A 21,948-nucleotide genomic window follows, 5' to 3' on the forward strand; every position below is an offset into this window, starting at 1 on the left:
TAACCATTACTTATTTAGACTTTAAAATATTTTGGTACTGCACCCTTACATATTTATAGTAAAAACCTATTTATCGACATAAACTGCATCATCTTTAACTATTATAGGTGTATCTAAGGTATTAGATAGTGCTGATGTAATTACTTCCAGACTTGAATTGTCGATTGCTCCAGAAATTGTTCGTTCATACAGGTCTGCCTGCCTAACTACTACTTTGACACCAAATGTATTTTCTAATCGATCCATTACTTCATCCAAAGGGGTTTTATCAAAAACCAGTTGGTAGGTAGTCCACGAACTATAAACATCTGTATTAACCAAACGGGTCTTGATGCTTTTACTATCAGCATTGAATTCAGCTAATTCTCCAGGTTTCATTATAGTCATTTCTCTATTACCACTGTTCATAGGAGTCAAAGCCACACTTCCTTCTTCTAAGACTACCTGGGTATCTTGATTCCGGGTTGAAACCACAAATTCTGTCCCCATCACTTTTACATACCCTCCTGATGTCCTAACTTTAAAGGGTGAATCTTCGGGGTTTCCTCTTTTTTCTACCGAGAAATGAGCCTCGCCGTCCAGAAAAACTTCTACCGCATTAGAATCCCCAGGATCAACAGAATAAACTAAATTTGAATGTGCGTTCAATATTATACTGGATCCGTCATTTAATTTGATTGTCTTACGTTCTCCATATTTTGTGATCACTTCTTTGCGTACGAGTTGATCCTCCTGCTTTCCAGGCGCTGGTTCATACATAAAATGGATGGCCAGAGCCGTTGATGCTACCAATAAAAAAACGGCGGCCGCTCTAAAAAACCATTGCAGCCTGTCATTGGAGGAGGAAATACTTTTTGACTTTAGATTGTGATCCTTTTTTCCTGGGATATGCTTTTGGAGATTCCTCCAGACCTTTGCACGATTTGGATTTGAAGTAGGCTTTATAGAAAACCCTGCAATTCTTTTTTGCGCCCGCATAGCTAATAAGCGATTCTCGGAAGCCTTTGCTACCCAGTCATCCCAATACTTTTTTTCTTCGGGTTCGGCTTGTCCCTTAACCCAATTTTGAAATGATTCACTATGAATCAGTTCTTCAAAACTATAATCAGATTCTTTCACAGCCTTTATATCTATTCTTTGAAAATTCTATTTCAAGGAATAGACGTTTGTAAAAGCTGTTTGTACTCAAAAAAATCCAAACTTCTTTAAAAAAGAAATAAATATCCCACATTCTCATGAAACCAAATACTCTTGAAGACTTCATATTTAATTATCAAAGTGCCCCAAGACCCTGTATACCTATGTTGCTGGAGATTTTAACATATATTGTAGTGGATCTGTGTCTTGAAGAATAGAAGGTAAAAGGTAATACGATTTTGCAAAGAACTCTATAATTGAATGTCGGGGAATTTGATTTTATAACATACTGAGTAGTCCTGCTAAAATGATGCTGGCTAAAACTTCTGTATGGAGGGTTTTTCGCAAAAATTCTATAGCTCTATATGTATAGTTACGGCAAGTCTGATAATTGACCGACATAATCTGTTCGATCTCCTGATAATTCATGCCTTCGTAGAATTTTAGATACAGTACCTCGCATTCTCGGGATGATAGTTGTTCTATCGCCTTTTTCAATTTTTTGCTTCGAATAGTAGCCTGCTCGTCATTGATGATCAATTCCTCAGAGGAAAGTTGCATGCTCAAATTATCATCATGGTATGTGTTCAAGTACTTCCGTTCAGTCTTCTTTTTGCGGTAACTATCAATAATACGTCTTCTGAGAGCCGCCCATAGGTAAGTTTTCACTGCCATCACCTCTTTAAGAGTGCCTCTCTTCTGCCAAATATATAGAAATAATCCCTGAACGTGATCTTCAGCTATACTCCGTTGTCCGGTCAACTTTAAGGCATAATGAAATAAATCATCAAAATATTTTTGGAACAATAGCTCAAAGGCATCCCGCTCTCCCTCTAATATGGACTGCCATAAATCCGGATCATCCTTAAATTTCACATCACACGTATAATCTGGTTGTATCGATTCAACCATAAACCTCGTTCTTCGTCATAAATAAAAAATTTACCAGAAGTCGTTCCCGTCCTTAAACAATTCTCTCCTGTTAGCAAATGCTATAGAATATTAACTCTTGTCATCTTTAATCATTGTTATTATCCCGCTAATAGAAGTCGGTGAGTACTTACTATATCCATTACCGTATACCAACGATGGAAATAAACGAAAATTTATTTAATATAAATGCAGCTTATTTTAAATAAATTAAAAAAACAAGAAAGTGGTACCGTCTATAGATTTTAAATGTAGTAGATAGTATCAAATCGAGTAGATCAAAATTGGCAGGTACTTTTTTTAAAAAATATTTTCAAATAATTCTCACTAATCGATACAGTAATTATATTTTAGACGTAGAATTCCTTTTGTAATTATTCTTAAAGATTATAAAATATTCCTAAGGATTTATTATATTTCAAAACTTAAAATATGTTGTAATTCTATCGCGAATTGAAAGAATATTAATAAAGTTATTTGATAGGGCTATAAAACAAATGATTAGTCCAACAACTTTTTTACCTTTCGTCTTTTTATCTTATTAAATTAAATTATATCCATATTTATTTTAATTTTATTAGATAAAAAGTTTTATTTGGTTTATTTTACATATTTATACTAAGCTTTAACAAATCATTAACTAACAATACTTTTATACTTTGAAAGTAACACTAAAAGATATTGCAGAAGATACTGGTTTTTCTATATCAACTGTTTCAAGAGTTCTCAATGGCTTCGATACCAATCCCGATACTAAAAAAGCCATCTTAAAAAGCGCAAAAAAATTAAACTACCCCGTACAAAATTATCAAGAAGGTTTAAAGGGGGATAATATATTAGATGTGCTGCTTATAGTAGGTATTCAGGTTGGAGAATTTTATGCCTCCTTTTTTGACGGCCTTAATAAAGCCGCCTCCCGTCAAAATGTACGTTTGAGCCTTTCAAGCTTAGAAGATCATATTCCGAAAATTGAAGACATCGCTCAAAAGGTAAAGAAAGAAGAATATGATGGACTTATCATTAATGCTCCCCGCTTCTGGAAAAAACATTACAAAAAACTGCGAGAGGTATTACCGAAAGACTTTCCTGTGGTTTCTAACGAACTACTCGACAATCCAGTATTCAATACCGTAGGATTTGATAATTATGGCGGTGGACACTTGGTAGGCCAACATTTTAGTGATCGGTCGTATGAAACCTGTGGTATCATTCACGGTCCCGCCGATAAAAATGTCTCGCGTCAGCGTGCACACGGATTTATGGATTATGTAAAACGGCAGGAGGACATTACATTAAACTGGGAATTCGAAGGAGATTTTAGCTTTGAGTCTGGTATTCAAGCTTTCCATGCCTTTGATAAAACCAAAAATAAGCCGCGTGCTATTTTTGCTGGTAACGATAATATGTGTCAGGGCTTTATGCAACAAGCGATGGTCGAAGGCTATGACTTTCCGGAGGATATTGCTATTGTTGGTTTTGATGACCTGCCAATTTGTTCGCGTCACGTTCCCAAAATTTCTTCTGTTCATACCCACTATGAACACCTTGGAACAGTTTCCATACAGAAAATGAAGGCCTTGCTAGGCGAGGATGAACAACCAGATCGTATGATTAATCTGGTTCCTACCGAACTTGTGGCACGAGAATCTTCTTAAGCTTATGGTTCGCTTCTTGTTTTTCATTTTTATACCGCTGCCTCTTTTAGTGAGCATAAGCTCAACTGCTCAGGCACAATCCAGTGGGTTAAATATTATGTCCTATAACATTCGGTACGATAATCCGGATGATGCACCAAACCATTGGGATAATCGTAAAGGAAGGGTTGCTAATGTCATAAAATTCTACGACCCTGCATTCGTAGGTACCCAGGAAGGATTAATACATCAGCTAACCTATCTGGATCAAGAACTTTCCAATTATGAATGGATCGGTCAGGGACGTAAGGATGGTAAACATGGAGGAGAATTTTCCGCTATCTTTTATGATACGCGTAAGGTGAAACTTGTAAAAGAGTCTGACAGTACGGTTTGGCTTTCTGAAACACCCCAAAAACCGAGCAAGAGCTGGGATGCTGCCCTGCCCCGCATCCTCACATGGGGATTATTTGAAGTCAAATCTACCGGTGAGCAAGTTTATGTTTTCAACACCCATTTTGATCATGTCGGGGAAGTGGCCCGTCTTGAAAGCTCAAAGCTCATTTTAAAGGTCATCCGGGAAGTAGCTGGAAAGAAGCCGGCCGTTCTTACCGGGGATTTTAATGTGATGCCGGACAGTGAGCCCTATGCTACACTCACCAGCGGCACCCCTGAACTAAATGATGCCTACGAGATTTCAGTGCTTTCCCATGTGGGGCCCTCATTTACCTTTGAAGGATTCAAGGTAAATGGTGGAAGTGACGGCCGCCGAATTGATTACATCTTTGCAAACAATGAAATTCGGGTTAATAAGCACGCAATATTAACCTCTTTTCAAGAAGGGTTCTATCCCTCTGATCATCTGCCCGTTTATGCAGAAATTGAGATAAAATAACCTATACCTCCCCAGAATTTACCGATCCAGTTCCTTGCTGAACAGCCATTTATATAATTCGGGATCCCGGTAAGCCTTTACGAAAGCCCCGACATGATCCGCATGAGGATATTCTGTATATCCAGGACTCCCCCCTGCCAGTCGAATAGCATCTACCATTTTACGAGAATATCGAACATCCACAACCTCGTCCTGGGCTCCGTGAAATATCCAAAGTGGAGTCTTTTCTAACAAAAATGCCCGGGTCAGATCTCCGCCACCACAGATGGGTGCCGCAGCCGCAAATTTTTCCGGGTACCGGACCAACAAATCAAAAGTGCCATAACCACCCATCGAAAGTCCCGTTACATAAATACGATCCTTATCAATGGCATACTCTTTTTCAAGTTTATCAAGCAGTTGGATGGTTAGGCGCATTGGTTCCATTGGATCTTCGCGCAGGGGCACGGTATAGGTTGTGGTGTCTCCTTTTTCCGTTCTGAGGTTAGACCACCACTCTCCCTCCGGTACCTGTGGAGCTACAACAAATGCCGGGTACTCCTCCCGCATTTCCGGAATGGCCAAACGATTTACTCCCCATTTCAATTGACTAAAATTATCGCTTCCCCGTTCACCGGCTCCATGTAAAAAAAGTACCAACGGATATGATTTTGAAGTATCATATTCTGCCGGTTTTAGTATCCTGTAATTCAGTTCATTTCCGTTCTCATCCTGGTAGGATTCCGCTTTAAAGTCGGTAATTTGAGCAGATGCCATTATTGGTGTCAATAATAACACTGCAGCCAGAGCAATTTTTTTAGCCATAGGTGTATATTTGTTATAAGATTGATGTGTGGATACGTTGATGCTACAGATAGTAGAAAATAAAAAGGATAAGATAAAATCCGATAGGCATACCTGTTTACATATTACGACGGTACTGTCCTCCAACTTCATACAAAGCTTTGGAAATCTGTCCTAACGAGGCCACTTTCACGGTTTCCATGAGTTCCTCAAACATATTTCCATCCTCCCGGGCTACCTTTTTAAGGCGCTCAATTGCTTCTTCAGCCTCATCTTTATTGCGCTCCCAAAACGACTCCAGATTTTCAATCTGCTGCTCTTTTTCTTCCGTTGTAGAACGAATAAGATCAACCTCATTATCTTCTTCGGCCCCTTCCGCATCTTCACTCTGGAACGTATTTACGCCAACAATGGGCAGTTCACCGCTGTGCTTTTTGGATTCGTAATACAGGCTCTCATCCTGGATTTTCCCACGCTGGTACATATGCTCCATCGCTCCCAGTACCCCACCACGCTCGGTGATCCGATCAAATTCAGAGAGGATAGCTTCCTCAACCAAATCCGTTAATTCTTCAATAAAATAGGATCCCTGGTTAATATTCTCATTTTTAGCCGTTCCCAGCTCCTTGTTAATGATCAGCTGTATAGCAAGCGCACGCCGGACAGATTCTTCGGTCGGGGTTGTGATAGCCTCGTCATACGCATTGGTATGCAGTGAGTTACAGTTATCATAAATAGCCATTAACGCCTGCAGGGTAGTACGGATATCATTGAATTGAATTTCCTGGGCATGGAGCGACCGGCCGCTGGTTTGGATATGGTACTTCAATTTCTGGGAGCGCTTATTGGCACCATATTTCTCGCGCATGGCTACCGCCCAAATCCGCCGCGCCACCCGGCCGATTACCGCATACTCCGGATCAAGTCCATTGCTAAAAAAGAAGGAAAGATTGTGGGCAAAGGTGTCGATATCCATACCGCGGGACAAATAATATTCGACATAGGTGAACCCATTGGCCAGCGTAAAAGCAGCCTGTGTTATGGGATTCGCTCCAGCCTCGGCAATATGATAGCCTGAGATAGAGACTGAATAATAATTACGCACCTCGAGGTCAGTAAAATATTGCTGAATATCGCCCATCATCTTCAGGGCAAATTCGGTAGAAAAAATGCAGGTATTTTGCGCCTGGTCTTCTTTCAGAATGTCTGCCTGCACCGTACCGCGGACGACGGACATTGCCTCTTCTTTGATCTGCTTATAGGTTTCTTCATCCACGAGCTTATCGCCCGTAATACCGAGTAGACCAAGCCCAAAACCTTCATTGGTTTCCGGCAGATCACCATGGTATTGAGGAGCTTCAACCCCTTTCTTTTTGAAGTACTTCCTGATCTGTTTCTTTGCTTCCTCCCATCGACCGTTATCTTTCAGATAGCGTTCCACCTCTTGGTCAATGGCCGTATTCATAAACATGGCCAGGATCATCGGTGCCGGACCGTTAATCGTCATGGATACTGATGTTTTCCGGGAAGTGAGCTCAAAACCAGAATAGAGCTTCTTCATATCATCCAGAGTACAGATACTCACGCCGGAGTTTCCTACCTTACCATAGATATCCGGACGATGATCAGGATCTTCCCCATATAGAGTAACAGAATCAAAAGCGGTAGAAAGTCGAGCCGCCGGCATACCCTCACTTACATAGTGAAATCGTTTGTTGGTGCGCTCCGGCGTGCCTTCACCGGCAAACATTCGCGTAGGATCCTCCCCCTCCCGCTTGAATGGGAAAACGCCCGCCGTAAATGGATAATAGCCCGGCAAATTTTCTTTAAGAGCAAACTTCAGCTGTTCTCCTTTATTATCTGTTTTGGGTAGAGCCACCCGCGGTATTTCCAGGCCACTGAGCGATTCGCGAAACATCTCATTCTTAAAGGTTTTATCCCGTATCTGGACCTCAACATAATCCTGCCGGTACTCCTCATAGAGTTCATCCCATCCCTCCAGGATTTTCTTGCAGCGTGCATCCAGCTTGCTGAGCCAGTGCTCTCTCATATCGTTGAGCTTCTGCTCAAATGATTCGCTGTCTTCTGGCTCCCATCGCTGGATCTGGTCGAGAGTTCCCTCAACCTGGTCTAGCTTTTGGGCAACATTCACTTGATCTTCCGCCCAATCATGATAATCACGAATAGAGTCCGAGATTTCAGAAAGATAGCGCTGTCGCTTACCCGGAATAATAGCTTGCCCCTGAATATCCTCTGCCGGCTCCGGATTAGTATATATTGCGGTCTCCCAACTTAGATCATAATAGCCATTAACTTTATCGACAAGCGCTTTAAATAGCCGGTTAACGCCCTTATCATTAAACTGAGCGGCAATGGTCGGATAAACCGGCATGGCTTCTGCCTCAAGATCCCATGCACCGCGATTTCGTTTCATTTGTTTTCGCACATCCCGAAGGGCATCCAGAGAGCCCTTTTTCTCAAACTTATTGAGAACAACCAGCTCCGCCAGATCCAGCATGTTTATCTTTTCCAGCTGTGTAGCCGCGCCATACTCGCTGGTCATTACATAAAGCGGGATATCAGAGATATTAACAATTTCGGTATCGTTCTGACCAATACCGCTGGTCTCTACAAGAATCAGATCAAATCCAGCGGTCTTGCAAATTTCTATTGCTCCTTTAACCGAATCGCTGGTTGCCTTGTTGCTTGCCCTTGTTGCCAGGCTCCGCATATACACCCTGTCGGGATCTAAACTATTCATCCGAATGCGATCTCCCAAAAGCGCGCCCCCGGTTCGTACCTTGGAGGGATCAATCGATATAACCGCAATGGTAATATCTTCAAATTCCGTTAGAAAACGACGGATCAGCTCATCCGTAAGTGAACTTTTGCCAGCTCCGCCCGTACCGGTTATTCCGATGAGTGGAATGGGTTGTCCGTTTTTTGATGGCTGTATTTCCTTTGACTGGCCGTCTCTTAACTTCCCATCCTTAAAACTGATAATCTTGGGATGCTCATTCTCAATGGCCGATATGCATCGGGCAATAGCTTTATGATCTTTATTAACAATATCCCGGGCATTAATTTCTTCGACATCGGCAGTATCAAAATCACATTCCTCCATCATAAAATTGATCATCCCCTGCAGTCCCATCGTACTGCCATCCTCAACCGAAAATATGTGGTCCACTCCGTACTTGTGCAGCTCCTGAATTTCTTCTTCAACAATCACACCACCGCCGCCCCCAAATACCTTTATATGAGAAGCGCCCCGTTCATCAAGCAGATCAACCATATACTTAAAATATTCCATATGTCCGCCCTGATACGAACTTACGGCGATACCCTGAACATCTTCCTGGATGGCACAGTCTACAATTTCTTGTACCGATCGGTTATGTCCAAGATGTATTACCTCGGCCCCGGTGCTCTGTAAAATCCGGCGCATAATATTAATACTGACATCATGTCCGTCAAACAGACTGGCAGCCGTAACAAAGCGAATCTTATGTTCGGCATTGTAGACCTCAGGCTGGCTTCTTTCGGAGGAGTGCTCCTGATCAGCCGATTGGGTTTTTATATCGGATGTCATAGATTCTTTAGGCATAATATCAATTTCTTCTATTGGCCTTCTTTATCTGCTTTAAGATAAGAAATTTACAGCTTTTTTTTGAGAACAGGTTTGAGGCTATATATCCTTCTCCTGTTTCCTCTTCTTCTTAAGAGGGTAGCTTTCAATTTTCCCGCTTACAAGACTCTTTAAGCCACCGGAAACAATGTCTTTGAGGTTGGAAAGAATGCCTGGTAAGGCAAGTCCCGCGGGACAGACCAGGTATTTTGGCTCCCAATCAGGGTGGTATTGCTCCTTATAGGCACGCACTGTTTGTAGTCCGTAAAAGTTTTCACCGTAACGATAGATAAAATCCGCCATCTTTTGCCAGCGCGAGGAGAAATAATCCTCATCCCTGCCGGATAGAGGAGCCATACCAAGATTAAAATAGCTGTATCCTTCTTCGGCTCCCCATTTTATCGTTTCCAAAATCATGAAATCAATAATGCTGTGTGGTATCTTTGACCGGTATCGAAGTAAATCAGTAGAGAGCTCCTCCCGATTGCCACTTTGCAAAATATTGGAAAAAGCCACAATCTTTTCATTTCTCTTAATCAATGCAATAGGGAAATTATGGAGATATCTCTCATTAAAGGTTCCCAAAGAAAATCCGGGCTCCTTCCGGTTTTGATCCTTGAGATTAGACTCTGATATCCTCCGCAAAGTTGACATGTAGGGAACTGTATCCTGCGGTGGTATTAGCTCCCACTGATATCCCCTTTCTTTCAGGAATTTGCTGTTGGATACAAGATCCGATGCTACACTTGACTCACTGAACTTCTCAAGATTCACTCTACCTTCTTCCCCGATCTTAAAAAAGGTAAGTCCCAGATCCATATAATAAGACAAGTACTCATCACCAGTCTGGTAAAATACCGGCTTTACATCCGCATCATAACAGCGTTCCTGGAATTCCCAGATCAGTTCTTCTGCCTCATTGGAAGGCCCCACAGGATCACCAAGGGCAATCCAGCTTCGACTTTCCCTGCGAAACATTATAAAAGAATTTCCTGATGCACTAAAAAGCAACTCTTTGTCCCCTAGCAGAGCTAAATTACTTATTACATTATCAGAATTTGCAATTACACTTTTTGCCCGATCAAGATCATTCTCGGCTACAAAATTATCAGGAGAATCAGGGCGCAAGAGCTTGATCAATCCGATAATTACCGCAAATCCCAAAGCGGCGACGGTGGCACGTAAATACCGGGGAGCATCTCCCATCAATGAAAATTCCCACCATAAATCCCTTTGATATTCTACATGCTGATAGGAAAAAGTCCCCAACCACACGACACTTGCAAATACAATTAATATCATTGTAAGCCATCGGGAGGAATACTGACTGGAAAAAAGAGAAGCTTTGCGGTAGAACTCTTTCCTACAGGAAATAAGTGAAACCAACATTACCGATAATACAGAAGCCTCTTCATAGTCTCCTCCCTTCAGCAGGGAAAAGAGAATACCAAAGACAAGCAGCGCAACCGTCATATGATACGCGGCATCCACCCGCCGCTGGAGTGCCCCTGCCAACACTAATAAGGCTGCTCCCACCAGGCTTGCAAAGAAATGGGACATTTCGATGACCGGTAACGGAATAATATGTTGCAACCACTGCATACGCGGGACATCAGAAGGCAAAGCCCCCGAAAAAAGGAGGATGGTCCCGCCTAAAAATACAGAAAAGCTCATCACCTGCGGGACCACTCCCGGTACCCAGTCGGCCGCTTTCTTGCCCATTTTTTGAACCGCTTGCCGATTTACCTGGTATTCCTGATATCCCAGCACAACAATTGCGGCCAGCAGGGGAAGAATATAGTATATCAATCGATAGACGAGCAGTATGCCTAGAATCTGGGGGCCGACCATAAAGTTAGATAAGTAGAGCAGCATAACTGATTCAAAGACTCCTAATCCACCTGGCACCTGACTGAATAATCCAGCTATTTGTGCAAGCAGAAATATGCCAACGAAACTAAAAAAGCTGACGCCAACTTCGGGAAGCAAGACATACAGTACGGCCGCAGCCATAAGCCAATCCACCGAGGCAATGGCCACCTGCTTAATTGATAGTGTAAGGGAGGGGAATTTAAATGACCAGTCACGGAACGATAGCTCCTTTTTGATTAGGGCACTGGCCCCGATATATCCCACAACCATCATTAATAAGACAGCTCCCAACACCTGCAAAGAAATAAACGGAACAATCACATCATCCGGGAAAACGGGCGTTGCAAACAGCAGTGCCAGCCCTCCTACGGCACAAAAACCGATCCACAGCGTAAACGCACTAAAACCCACAATCTGCGTCACCTGTAGTCCCGAAAACCCCCAAGCCGAATAGATGCGATAGCGGATGGATCCCCCGGTAATAAGTGCCAACCCAATATTGTGGCTAAATGCATAGCCCACGAATCCCGCCCGGATAATCTTGCCCGGCTCCAGCTCTTCTCCAATATATCGAACTCCCAGAGCATCGTAGCCCGTGAGTATAACATAGCTTAAAAAAGAAAGCAGCAAAGATATTAAAATATAGTGATTCGGAATATCCGAGAGCTGTGCCGTAATTTCTGCCAGTTCATATTGCTGTAGTTCCTGATCAAGAAACCACAATGCAAAGCCGAAAAAGATAATACTTATAAAAGGAGTTAGCTTTTTTAAGGCTTTCTTCATTTTAGATTTGTACTACTACTGTTGGAATGAGATCGTCAAATCGCCTGTAAATCCTTCTTTGACAGGTACCTGACCCTGAATAAAATAGGGTTCCGGTTCCTCAAAAGGCTCAACGCTTCCATAATCCCACTGGCCATTATTATTCACATCATGATATGCTCGTACCCGATAGCTAAGCGGCGGAAGTGCTTCTATTTCAACCTGCTGGCTGAAAACGGTATCCCGCTGAATACCTGCTTCTTCATTTGATATCCTGAGTCGGATATCCGACAGGGTTGAATCTTCAGCTATAATATTTAATTGGCCCATTTGGGACTGGTACCAAACCTCCGGTTGTAATTTCCTGTAATCCTCAATAATAGGATCCCAAATTCTCAGCTCATAATCCACACCATCCTCCCATACGGAGTCGGGGGAGATCCGAAGCATGTTGAGTTGTATATCTACATTAGGCCAGGAATCATGCATCTCCGTACCTTCTACCACTTTCAGCGAATCTCTGATTTCCGGCTCATCAATCGGTTTGGCATAGGTTACTTCCACCGGATCCGATGGATAATAGCCCGATAAATTATTCCGGGTAATAATCCGCTGCTGAGTAGTATCTTCCTGGGCTGAACCACTGAATGTCTGCGATATTTCTGTCAATTCATTCCCTGACTGATCTGTTATTCCATTAATACTTAACGAATAGGTATCTGATTCAGCCAAAGGTTCTTCTGCCTGTGCAAAAAGTACATATTTTTCTCCCGGAGGGATGTAAAGCGGATTCGCATCCAGAAGTACATTCCCGGTAGAATCGGTTACATTGATCTCAGAATTATTAGTGATTTCAATATTTTCACTAAAGCGCATTCTCATACGCTGCGAAGAGAATAATCCTACCCCCTGTAATACAGGCCGGGTCGTATCCGAGAGAGTAACGAAGACGGTACCGATGGTATCTTCGGCCGCCTTTTCGAGCGTTACAAACTCTTTCTGAAAAGGCTGTGCCCGCTCCTGTTCCCGATCCCAAATCTTATTACGATTGCGATCAGCCATCCAAAACACCTTATACTTGCCATCACTGAGATATGAAAACTGAAAAACACCCCCGGTATCGGGTGATGCTACATAATCAGCCTTTGCGCTCAGATCAATGGGTTCACGATATAATAACAAGCGACCTTCTTCGGAGCCCTCCCCGGTCCGGGCATCGACAATACGTCCAAAGAGCTTTCCTTCATCAATTTCATCGCCGGTTGATACTGCAACTTTATACGGAGAAGACATCTCGTTGCCATTGGTATCCCTGAGCTCAGTATCAATAGTTACTATAAGCGTGGTGGAATCAGGAATGGCGCTGCTAAATTCTATTTCAACCGATTTACGCCCCCAATCCAATTCATAATCTATCCCAATATCAGGCTCCACCACTATAGCCTGAGTCAGTGACGAGCGTTCCACAAATTCCGAAAAATGAAGCGTGATACTCCTCTCTCCAAAATTTGTAGTTCCTGTTTCTGGTTCAGTTCGAATAATCGAGGGGCCTTCTTCGTCGCGGGGCCCACCGGTTGGTGAGGATGGTGTAGCACAACTTGCCGCAATGAGTATTACACATAAAATTGTGTTGAAATAGATATAATTTTTTATCAAACCAGATCGCCTTCCATATTTCATTTCCTGACAAAGATACAAATTTTTAAAGGCCTTTATACCCGAATTTTGGAACAACTCCTATTTTAAAGCTAAGTCTGTAAACAGCCTGGGAATGGTTACAGCTTATCCATTGTATTATGTATCTTAAGTCTGCAGTATATACCATATACGAACTAATTCTTACTTATGAGCCTTGTTCAAACCAAAAAGCAGACTTCTCTGCTACGTCATCCTGCTATTTATACGGATTATTATGAATTAACTATGGCCCAGGGCTATTATTTGGCCGGTCGTAAAGATGAGCGCGCCTGTTTTGACTACTTTTTCCGGGATAATCCCTTTGATGGGGGCTATGTAGTATTTGCCGGACTTGCGGATCTCCTTGAGTTAATTGATGACTTTCAATTTCATGAAGATGAGATTCAGTATCTTGCAGAACAAGGATTCCGGAAAGAATTCCTGAATTATCTTCGCGACTTCAGGCTCCAGGTAGACATTGACGCTGCTAAAGAGGGGGAGATTGTTTTTCCCAGCACTCCCCTATTACGCGTGGAAGGATCAATTATAGAGACGCAAATCCTGGAAACCCTGATCCTCAATATCCTCAACTTCGAATCCCTTATCGCAACGAAGGCTTCCCGGATGAAATATGCGGCCGGTGATAAAAAAGTACTGGACTTCGGACTTCGGCGTGCCCAGGGTTATGGTGGCATCCAGGCCAGTAAGGCAGCCATTATAGGAGGCGTCGAGGCTACTTCAAATACCTATTCTTCGTTTGTGCACGATATCCCTGCCAGCGGTACCATGGCCCATTCTTGGATACAATCTTTTGATGATGAACTTACCGCTTTTAGGAAATATGCCGAATTTTATCCCGACGACTGCATTTTACTGGTAGATACCTATAGTACTCTGAAGAGCGGCGTACCCAATGCTATTAAAGTAGCCAAAGAGCTGGAAGAAAAGGGACATCGTCTCAAAGGCATTCGTCTGGATAGCGGAGACTTAGCGTACTTTGCTCGCAAATCGCGCCAACAGCTCGATGAAGCAGGACTTGATTACGTTAAAATCGCCGTTTCCAATCAATTGGATGAGCATCTTATAAAAAGTTTATTAACACAAAACGCTCCTATTGATCTCTTTGGCGTGGGTACCCGCCTGGCAACCGGCAATGACAGTCCGGCCCTCGATGGTGTGTATAAGCTAGCCTCTGTAAACAATGAGCCAAAGCTTAAACTTTCGGAAAATGTTGAAAAAATTACTCTCCCCGGTCGTAAAAAAGTAATGCGCTACAGCGATAGCCAAGGTCGGTTCTATGGCGACGGTATTCTCCTAATGGAAAATGACCCCGGCAACGTCATTCATCATCCCCACTATCCCGCTAAACACGTAAATATTAGCTCCTACCAGGCCGAACCACTGTTATCAACAGTCGTAAAGAATGGAAAAGTTCAGATCGATATTCCCACTCCGATTGAAAGCGCCCAGTATGCCAAGCAGCGACTAAGTAAATTAAATGAAGAGCATAAACGTTTTGATAATCCTCACATTTACAAAGTGGGTATCAGCGAAAAGCTAATGGATTTACGCGATACACTCACTCAAAAGTTGAAGGAAAATTAATTCTTAGCATCATGAAAGCACTATTAATTGTTGACGTTCAAAATGATTTTTGTCCAGGAGGAGCACTGGAAGTACCCGATGGAGATCAGATCATACCTGTTATCAATGCTCTTTCTGATACTTTTGATGTTGTAATCCAAACGCAGGACTGGCACCCCAAGGGACATTCTTCTTTTGCTTCCTCCCACAGCGGCAAAGAACCTTTTGAAACGATAGAAATGCCCTATGGCAACCAGGTTCTATGGCCCGATCACTGCGTGCAAGGCTCTGAAGGAGCCGATTTTCATCCCGAACTGGAGACCAATCGCTGTCAGCTTATTGTCCGCAAGGGCTTTCGAAAAGAGATTGACTCTTATTCCGCCTTTTATGAAAACGACGAAACCACCACAACGGGACTTACGGGTTATCTTCTTGAGCGAGAGATTGACACTCTTTATGCCGTCGGACTCGCTACCGATTTTTGTGTGAAATGGTCTGTAATTGACGGGATCAAAGAGGGTTTTGATGTTTTTGTGGTAGAAGACGCTGTAAAAGGCATTGATATTGAAGGTTCGGTCAATCAGGCCTGGGAAGAAATGCTGGATGCCGGTGCAGAAAAAGTATCTTCCGAAGCATTGCTTTCATAACGCTTAATGCAGGATACCAGATTCCGGATTACAAATACTGGCTATTCGGTTGTTAATCTATAGCTGTCATAGAACCTAAAGATAGAATCTTCCCATAACCTTACAGCCTTTTCTGAGCCGTAATCGTCCGTTTGCAGCGAAAGTATATATTCTAGAATATTGACCTATAAATGCCTTAACAGTTAGATTTTAATTAGTTACAACTTAAATGCACCATCAAACAGACTATTGTATTCTCGGGGCTGGACTGGCCGGACTTTCCCTGGCCGATGCCTTCCAAAAAGCCGATTTTGAATCCATTGTTATAGAGAAAAACAGCATTGCGGCCGGTGCCTCCGGCACTCCCGGTGGACTTGTTAACCTTGCTACCGGACGTCGCGCTACGAAGGCATGGAAAGCGGAACAGTGCTACGAAGCCATCGCCCAGAATCTTGAAAAGGTACAGAGCCGAACTCATGAGTCTTTTTACCAAAAAAACGGCCTGCTGCGTCCTGCACTGCTCGAAAAGATGGCTCGCAAGATGAAGGCCCAGCATGAAAAGACGAGCTGGCCCGAAGGCTGGTGCCAGTGGAAAAGCAAGGCTGAAATACAGGAGATCCATCCCGGTATTCAATGTGTGGACGGGGGATTATGGCTACCCATCGGTCTTACGGTGGATGTAGGAAGCTATCTGCAGGCTTATGCCCGATATCTATCGGAGAAAGGCATACCTATCCAGACTGGTATAGATGCGGAGATAGCTCAATCAGAACAAGGATGGAACATTTCTTTTGATAATACAACCATCCAGGCCCGAAATATCGTCTTTGCCATTGGCCCCGCTACGGCTCAGTCCAAATACTGGGACTGGCTTCCCCTTAACCTCATTAAAGGTCAGGTTGCCACCTTTTCTACCGGTGAAGAACCACTAAACTTTTCCCACTCCATCTCAAGCTTAGGATATATCGCCCGGATGGGGACTCGTAATACCTTTGTACAGGGAAGCACTTACGAACACGATTTCACTCATGTAAATCCGGATCAGGAAGGCGAAGAATACCTTCGGAAACGATTACGGCGCACCCTTCCGCAACTGGAAGAGAAGGTCAGTACTGTTGATCAGTGGGCGGGTGTTCGGACTTCCACGCCCAACTATAAACCCATCTTAGGGAGGCATCCACGGAATTCTACCATGCATGTATTCACCGGACTGGGCTCCAAAGGACTACTCCTCAGTAAATTTCTGGCTGATCACTATGTGGATCATCTGACCAATGGCACTGCGCTCTATCCGGAAATAAGCATAGAACGAGTGGAAGAGTAGGATTTGCGTATAAAACCTAGTTCAATATAGCCTTTGTTGCCAAAAGAATACTTTAAAAAAAGAGCTCGCTTTCTTTGATTCTTCGAGACTGTTATAAAATCTACAATGTCATGCTAACTTTGTTTCAGCATCTGCTAAATAGACTCTCTCAGATATTAACAACTAATCAACAGGTTTAAAGACCGCAAAGGTAACGTCGTCCAACCGCACTCCCAGATGGTCAGGTGAAATATGAGTCAACATTCCTCCCTTGGGCAGATGGACAATTTTAAGCGGCTCTCCTTCCGGATCCAGAACCAACCATTTCTGAGTCGTGCCCCGATAGTTTAACCTCAGCCAAAACCGATTCCGGTGATCTACTTTAAATTCTTCAACCGGTGTTTTAATCTCGGGTAATTTTTCCTCTAAGGATTTCTCATATCTTGGTCCGCTATCTTCTTTCAGTGAGTCACGCTCCTCGGGGCTGAGTTCCTGCGAAGGCAAGTTAAGATAAATTGTTTGCAAGGTGTCAAAATCAGATGTTATTTCCGTTATTCGCGATGTTTCTGTATCATGTAAAAAAAGAGTCTCGCTCTTTGGGCTGTAGTGCACTAAATCGATAGGAGTATAGGGTATCGTGCGGCCACCTGCTCTGCTTTCCGACATAGCAATTAATCTGTCTTTCAAGACAATTTTTTTGCCGTATGTATTCGTCTCCATATTAAACTGAGCCAAATAACGTTCCGGTTCCCGACTCCTGTCCATATAATAGGCGTAAGAAGACAATTCAATAATAAACTCATTCTCTTTATCAGAAGGTAAAGCTGAAGAAATCGTATTTTGGTCATCCGGTTTCACATTAAACTCTTCCGAGTACTTCAGCTGATCATTAAATTGTATTATCTTTTGATTCCGTTGATCGTATACTAAAATTCCTTCTTCAGCGGTCTTGATAAGTGATAAGATATCCTGCATTTCGCCGGGCCCTCTTCCTGAACGCGCAACCACCTGCTTAATTCCCCCATTGGAACTGATCCTTAATATCACCTGTCCTTGTCTATCATAAAGTACTATACCCCCATCCAATGGGACCGTCTGGTATCCCAAATGACCAAAATAGATAGAATCGGCCTCCTGGAAGCGATTCATTTCTTCGGGAAATTCCTGTGGTAATTTCTCTACATAATCAGATGGATTCTCCGGCTCGTTATCACTACTGCATGAAAAGAGAAATAATCCCATCACAACAACACTTAAAAGTTCTCTCATACCTACTCCCTCTTTATTTATATGTTACGTAATACCTTAGGCGGTGAGGCTGTTTTAGCTTTAGATAAAAATAATTGGTCATTTCCCACTCCTCCCCTTCAGTTATCTTCAAAAACTTAACTTTTCAAAAGGTGTTCCACAAGTTGATTTTTCATTCGCCTATCCTGCTAAGGCCGGTGGAGTGATTTTCCTTACCACTTTCTCGTTATATAGAAATGGACCGTGGTCTGGCTCTGTCGCTTTCAGAATAGCCTATCCGGCCTTTGAATATGTTGCTGATAAAAGTGCAGGGGCCGTAGTGGCAAAAAATCATTTTTATCTGACGACCAGCGGGAGGAGTTTAAATGATTTTAACGAAGGCCCCTAAACGGCAGCAACATTTTCATCGCCGGCGACTTTTTTGGGGTTCCGTTTTTTCGTCGCTGAAAAAATGGAACAAAAGCGTTTAAAAGCCCCCAAGAATAAAGGAGGCAAACACACCCCGAGCTTCCGCAAACCCACGGAAGCCCATCCTTCTCAAGAGGAGACTTTGTCAGAGCCAGCCTTAAAACATCCAACCTGCAACAGCTAACGTTCATCCTGCAACTTAAAACTTTCTACTTAATACTTAACACTTCCTACCATTCAACTTATCAGTAATCATCCGGAGCTCTTTTCCCTCAAACGAACAGATTTTACCGGTTTCTCCCATAGTCCCATCAGCAATAAAATAAGCACGGTACTGGTTCCCAGTCCCCAGACAACCACTGTAGCCAACAGCTCCCAGAATTCACTCCCCTCCATCAGAATAAGCGGCAGCAATCCCCCGATGGTAGTTAAGGTCGTAATGAGCACCGCCCGCATTTTATTCTTATAAACGTACAGCCAGCTGCGAAGCCCATGGATTCCGCGCTCCCTGCAGTACTGCTTTTCATGCATTAATAAAATTGAATTATTCACTACCACCCCCACGCATAGCAGCGTACCGGCAATAGCTCCGCGATCAAAAGCCAGATCGTGGTAAAGCGTTCCAGCCATCACGCCCAACAGGCTCAGCGGCACGGCCAAGATAACCACGAGAGGGTCAGCCCAGGACTCCAGCAAAGCCGAAACAATCATCCAAACGCTGAGAATGGTCAGTCCCAGCAGCAGTAATAAGTTGCGCGTGTTTTGATCGCTTCCAAAGCCAAAAATACCCCCCGACCCGAATTCGACATTCATGCCTACAGGCACGGGCGTCTGCTCCAGCACTTCTTCTATATAATCACTCCCCAGCCGATAGGGTCCCAAAAAATCCACTGTCACAATACGCTGATAGGATTGATCCTCACGGCGGATACTCGACTGGCTTTTATCTCTTCCCAGCTGCGCTACCTCTTCCAGCGAAAACAGGGTACTGTCGGTAGGCGAAAGCCGCTTCTCCCGCATCAATTCTGCACTTCGGTTTTGACGGGTTTTATTACGCCCGATGAGATGCATCTGCTCACCCGCCAGCTCTACCTTGCCAAAGCTGTTAGTGGGATTTACATCCAGCGAAATAGCTGAAAAAACATCTCTCCTATTCAGTCCGTGCAGGGCCAGCTGCTGATCATTCAGTTCCAAATAATACTGGTACAAATCCTCCCGGTCCTGCCAGCTACCTGTGCCATGGATATCCACCTCCTGCACCCGCTTATTCTGCATCAGGCGATTACGCAAATTACGGGCAAGAGCTAACAGCTCATCATAGGAATAGCCGGTCAATGAAATGCGAAGACCTGATGTACTACTCCCCAAAGCGGTGCTCACCCCCTCTCCCAATCCGCTGCTTACAGATATCCCCGAGTTGCCTATCTGAGACGCCAGGTACCTCGTTTCATGAAAAAATATATATGGATCCGGGATGCTCAAATACTCATCTTTGATATAGAAGATCAGCCGCGCTCCACTATATTCCGAAATCTGCGTTTCATAAAACGAAAATACCTCTTCATAGGGCTCGGCGATTCTTTCATACTCCCGAGCCATTTTATCAATCTCTTCCAGCGGCGTCCCCTGCGGGGTCCTGATATTAACATAAACACGCTGCTGCTGATCCCGGCCTCCCCATGGACTGCCAAAATAGGTGTCATTAAAAAAGCGATACGTAATGCCGCCGATCCAGGGATCAATGTCATTTCTATTATCGAAATAGACCTGCGTAAATTCCGGCCATGCTGTATTCTCCTCCCATTCTGGGGTTTCAATGGCAAAGAGGGGAATCCCAATGGCTGCAATAAGTGCTGCATACCATAACCAACGCACCTTGTATCGCCAGACAAACAGCTGCATCATAAAACGACGAATAGTTGAAAACAGTCCGTTTTTAAGCTTGTAAAGAACCGATTTGCTGGAATGAGAAGTGTGTGGCACCAGCCAGATAAGCGCATAAGGGATCCAGCTAAGTGATATCAATACCGAAGAAATGAGGGTCAGGGAAAGCGCTACTGCCAGTGGCACCAAAAAGAGCTGTAATTCCTCCATTGCGAAATAGAGCGGAATAAAAATCCCAACCGTTGTAAAAGTACTGCCCAGCACCGGCACGAGAGCACGCGGAAGCTGCTCCTGAATATGGATAATTCGCTGCTCCAGTTCCTCCGGCAGGCCGGGATTCACCTGCTCAAAGACCACCACCGCATTATCGATAATCATCCCCAACGATACCGTAAGTCCCGCCAGGGTGATAATATTCAGGGAATAGCCGATAAAGTAGAGAATACCTACGCTCATTAGCAGTGAAAACAAGATACTTCCCAATATCACAAAAGGGGCACGCAGGCGGCGGATAAAAAAGAGCAAGACACAAAAGACCACCAACAGGCTAAGCACGGCCTGGTACTGAAGGTTGCCAAACTGCTCGCGCAGTTCCTCGGTCGCATCCTGCTCAAGTTGTATGGTCATGTCTGACGGAATGGCCTGCGATATCTGATCGATTTCCGCCCGGATACGCTCGGCCAATCCTATAGCATCAGCCCCGCTTTCTTTCACAAACTCCACGCTTAGCGCCGGACTCCCATTAATACGCTTCATGCTTTTGGCAGGAAAATCCTGAATACTCACCTCCGCCACATCAGCCAGCTGGATGATCCGCCGGCTTCCCGGCAGCGGAAGCGGTAGCTCCCTGATCGCTTTCAGCCCTGAAAACTGGGGCTCCACCAGCATGCTGATACGCTGACCCGAGGACTCTACATAGCCGGACGATCGCCACTCCAGGTTTTCCTGTATCGTAGCCAGTACCTGTTGCGGACTGATATCGTATCGCTCCAGCAGATCCGTATCAAACTCCACCGTAAGAGCCGGATCGCGTGCCCCGTTGATTTCCACCTCGGCTACGCCCTCAAGTCCCAGCAGCGGCAGTTCAATATTCCGGCGGGCATACTCCAGCAGCTCTCGCACGGGTCGTTCGCCGCTAATCGAATAGACCACAAAGGTTTGCATATCCTGCAGCTCTTCGGGTACCCGCCGGCTGATATTAGGCTGGCGCACATCAGTAGGCAAGTCCTCCTGCAACGAGAACAGATACTCCTGCAGCTCCACCTTGCGATATTCAACGGGGGCCTCGCGGTTGAAGGTAATGGTGACCGTGGCCTGACCTTCCCGTGAAATAGATTCTATGCGCTCAACATCCCGCAGGCGATTGGCGGCCTGCTCCACGCGGCGGGTCACCTCCTGTTCCATTACTTCCGGCGATGTGCTGCCCCAGCCATAGCTGACGGTAATAGACGGCAGGCTCAGATCGGGTGACATCTCCAAAGAGATGTTCTGCCACGCTACAATGCCGATCACCACAACCAGCACGTAGCTTAACGAAATGAAATAGCGTCTATGAAAAAGTCTTGATAGCATATTGA

At 44.2% G+C, this 21,948-nt stretch carries 13 protein-coding genes; 5 read left to right on the forward strand and 8 right to left on the reverse strand.

All coding sequences use genetic code 11. The features are described from left to right. Window positions 1-66: 66 nt before the first annotated feature. Window positions 67-1,119, reverse strand: coding sequence for a FecR family protein (locus ABEB05_RS04790; protein ID WP_265787997.1), 1,053 nt, complete (start codon window positions 1,117-1,119; stop codon window positions 67-69). Window positions 1,120-1,416: 297 nt separating this feature from the next. Then, window positions 1,417-2,049: an RNA polymerase sigma factor gene (locus ABEB05_RS04795; protein ID WP_265787999.1), complete on the reverse strand. Its 633-nt coding sequence runs from the start codon at window positions 2,047-2,049 to the stop codon at window positions 1,417-1,419. A gap of 677 nt (window positions 2,050-2,726) precedes the next feature. Here ABEB05_RS04795 and ABEB05_RS04800 point away from each other — a divergent pair. Both ABEB05_RS04800 and ABEB05_RS04805 read left to right on the forward strand, forming a co-directional pair. Then, window positions 2,727-3,722: a LacI family DNA-binding transcriptional regulator gene (locus tag ABEB05_RS04800; RefSeq protein WP_265788001.1), complete on the forward strand. Its 996-nt coding sequence runs from the start codon at window positions 2,727-2,729 to the stop codon at window positions 3,720-3,722. A gap of 97 nt (window positions 3,723-3,819) precedes the next feature. Beyond that, entirely contained in the window at window positions 3,820-4,596 is a 777-nt protein-coding gene (locus tag ABEB05_RS04805; RefSeq protein WP_265788003.1) for an endonuclease/exonuclease/phosphatase family protein, read from the forward strand. Window positions 4,597-4,614: 18 nt separating this feature from the next. On the opposite strand, the gene ABEB05_RS04810 is transcribed toward ABEB05_RS04805, so the two are convergent. The 4 genes from ABEB05_RS04810 to ABEB05_RS04825 all read right to left on the reverse strand — a co-directional run bounded on the left by ABEB05_RS04810 (window position 4,615) and on the right by ABEB05_RS04825 (window position 13,297). Beyond that, window positions 4,615-5,400 (reverse strand): carboxylesterase family protein, encoded by a 786-nt coding sequence (locus ABEB05_RS04810; RefSeq protein ID WP_265788005.1) that lies wholly within the window; start codon window positions 5,398-5,400, stop codon window positions 4,615-4,617. Between the two features lie 97 nt (window positions 5,401-5,497). Next, complete coding sequence (locus tag ABEB05_RS04815; protein WP_425558399.1) at window positions 5,498-8,971, reverse strand: methylmalonyl-CoA mutase family protein; 3,474 nt, start codon at window positions 8,969-8,971, stop codon at window positions 5,498-5,500. A 96-nt stretch (window positions 8,972-9,067) separates the two neighbouring features. Next, window positions 9,068-11,662 carry a bifunctional lysylphosphatidylglycerol flippase/synthetase MprF gene (gene mprF / locus ABEB05_RS04820; protein WP_265788009.1) on the reverse strand — a complete coding sequence of 865 codons (2,595 nt, stop codon included), beginning with the start codon at window positions 11,660-11,662 and terminating at the stop codon, window positions 9,068-9,070. A 15-nt stretch (window positions 11,663-11,677) separates the two neighbouring features. Then, entirely contained in the window at window positions 11,678-13,297 is a 1,620-nt protein-coding gene (locus ABEB05_RS04825) for an Ig-like domain-containing protein (protein WP_265788010.1), read from the reverse strand. 189 nt (window positions 13,298-13,486) lie between these two features. Between ABEB05_RS04825 and ABEB05_RS04830 the strand changes: the two genes are divergently transcribed. From ABEB05_RS04830 to ABEB05_RS04840, 3 genes are all read left to right on the forward strand, one after another. Next, a complete protein-coding gene (locus ABEB05_RS04830; RefSeq protein WP_265788011.1) occupies window positions 13,487-14,923 on the forward strand; it encodes a nicotinate phosphoribosyltransferase in 1,437 nt (478 codons plus the stop codon). Window positions 14,924-14,934: 11 nt separating this feature from the next. Beyond that, a complete protein-coding gene (gene pncA, locus ABEB05_RS04835; RefSeq protein WP_265788012.1) occupies window positions 14,935-15,549 on the forward strand; it encodes a bifunctional nicotinamidase/pyrazinamidase in 615 nt (204 codons plus the stop codon). A 208-nt stretch (window positions 15,550-15,757) separates the two neighbouring features. Continuing rightward, window positions 15,758-16,852, forward strand: a complete 1,095-nt coding sequence (locus ABEB05_RS04840; RefSeq protein WP_265788014.1) for an NAD(P)/FAD-dependent oxidoreductase — start codon at window positions 15,758-15,760, stop codon at window positions 16,850-16,852. A 162-nt stretch (window positions 16,853-17,014) separates the two neighbouring features. On the opposite strand, the gene ABEB05_RS04845 is transcribed toward ABEB05_RS04840, so the two are convergent. Both ABEB05_RS04845 and ABEB05_RS04850 read right to left on the reverse strand, forming a co-directional pair. Beyond that, complete coding sequence (locus ABEB05_RS04845) at window positions 17,015-18,100, reverse strand: hypothetical protein (protein ID WP_265788015.1); 1,086 nt, start codon at window positions 18,098-18,100, stop codon at window positions 17,015-17,017. Window positions 18,101-18,739: 639 nt separating this feature from the next. Further along, on the reverse strand, window positions 18,740-21,943 hold the full coding sequence (locus tag ABEB05_RS04850) for an efflux RND transporter permease subunit (protein WP_265788016.1): 3,204 nt from the start codon (window positions 21,941-21,943) through the stop codon (window positions 18,740-18,742). Between the last annotated feature and the right edge of the window lie 5 nt (window positions 21,944-21,948).

It is taken from the genome of Fodinibius salicampi, assembly GCF_039545095.1.
GTDB classification, from domain to species: Bacteria; Bacteroidota; Rhodothermia; order Balneolales; family Balneolaceae; genus Fodinibius; species Fodinibius salicampi.

What these genes read in the sequence shown, in the direction of transcription:
- ABEB05_RS04845 (WP_265788015.1), bottom strand. Translation starts at nt 18,100, where the DNA reads ATGAGAGAACTTTTAAGTGTTGTTGTGATGGGATTATTTCTCTTTTCA.
- ABEB05_RS04815 (WP_425558399.1), bottom strand. Translation starts at nt 8,971, where the DNA reads ATGACATCCGATATAAAAACCCAATCGGCTGATCAGGAGCACTCCTCC.
- ABEB05_RS04810 (WP_265788005.1), bottom strand. Translation starts at nt 5,400, where the DNA reads ATGGCTAAAAAAATTGCTCTGGCTGCAGTGTTATTATTGACACCAATA.
- ABEB05_RS04795 (WP_265787999.1), bottom strand. Translation starts at nt 2,049, where the DNA reads ATGGTTGAATCGATACAACCAGATTATACGTGTGATGTGAAATTTAAG.
- mprF (WP_265788009.1), bottom strand. Translation starts at nt 11,662, where the DNA reads ATGAAGAAAGCCTTAAAAAAGCTAACTCCTTTTATAAGTATTATCTTT.
- pncA (WP_265788012.1), top strand. Translation starts at nt 14,935, where the DNA reads ATGAAAGCACTATTAATTGTTGACGTTCAAAATGATTTTTGTCCAGGA.
- ABEB05_RS04840 (WP_265788014.1), top strand. Translation starts at nt 15,758, where the DNA reads ATGCACCATCAAACAGACTATTGTATTCTCGGGGCTGGACTGGCCGGA.
- ABEB05_RS04850 (WP_265788016.1), bottom strand. Translation starts at nt 21,943, where the DNA reads ATGCTATCAAGACTTTTTCATAGACGCTATTTCATTTCGTTAAGCTAC.
- ABEB05_RS04830 (WP_265788011.1), top strand. Translation starts at nt 13,487, where the DNA reads ATGAGCCTTGTTCAAACCAAAAAGCAGACTTCTCTGCTACGTCATCCT.
- ABEB05_RS04805 (WP_265788003.1), top strand. Translation starts at nt 3,820, where the DNA reads ATGTCCTATAACATTCGGTACGATAATCCGGATGATGCACCAAACCAT.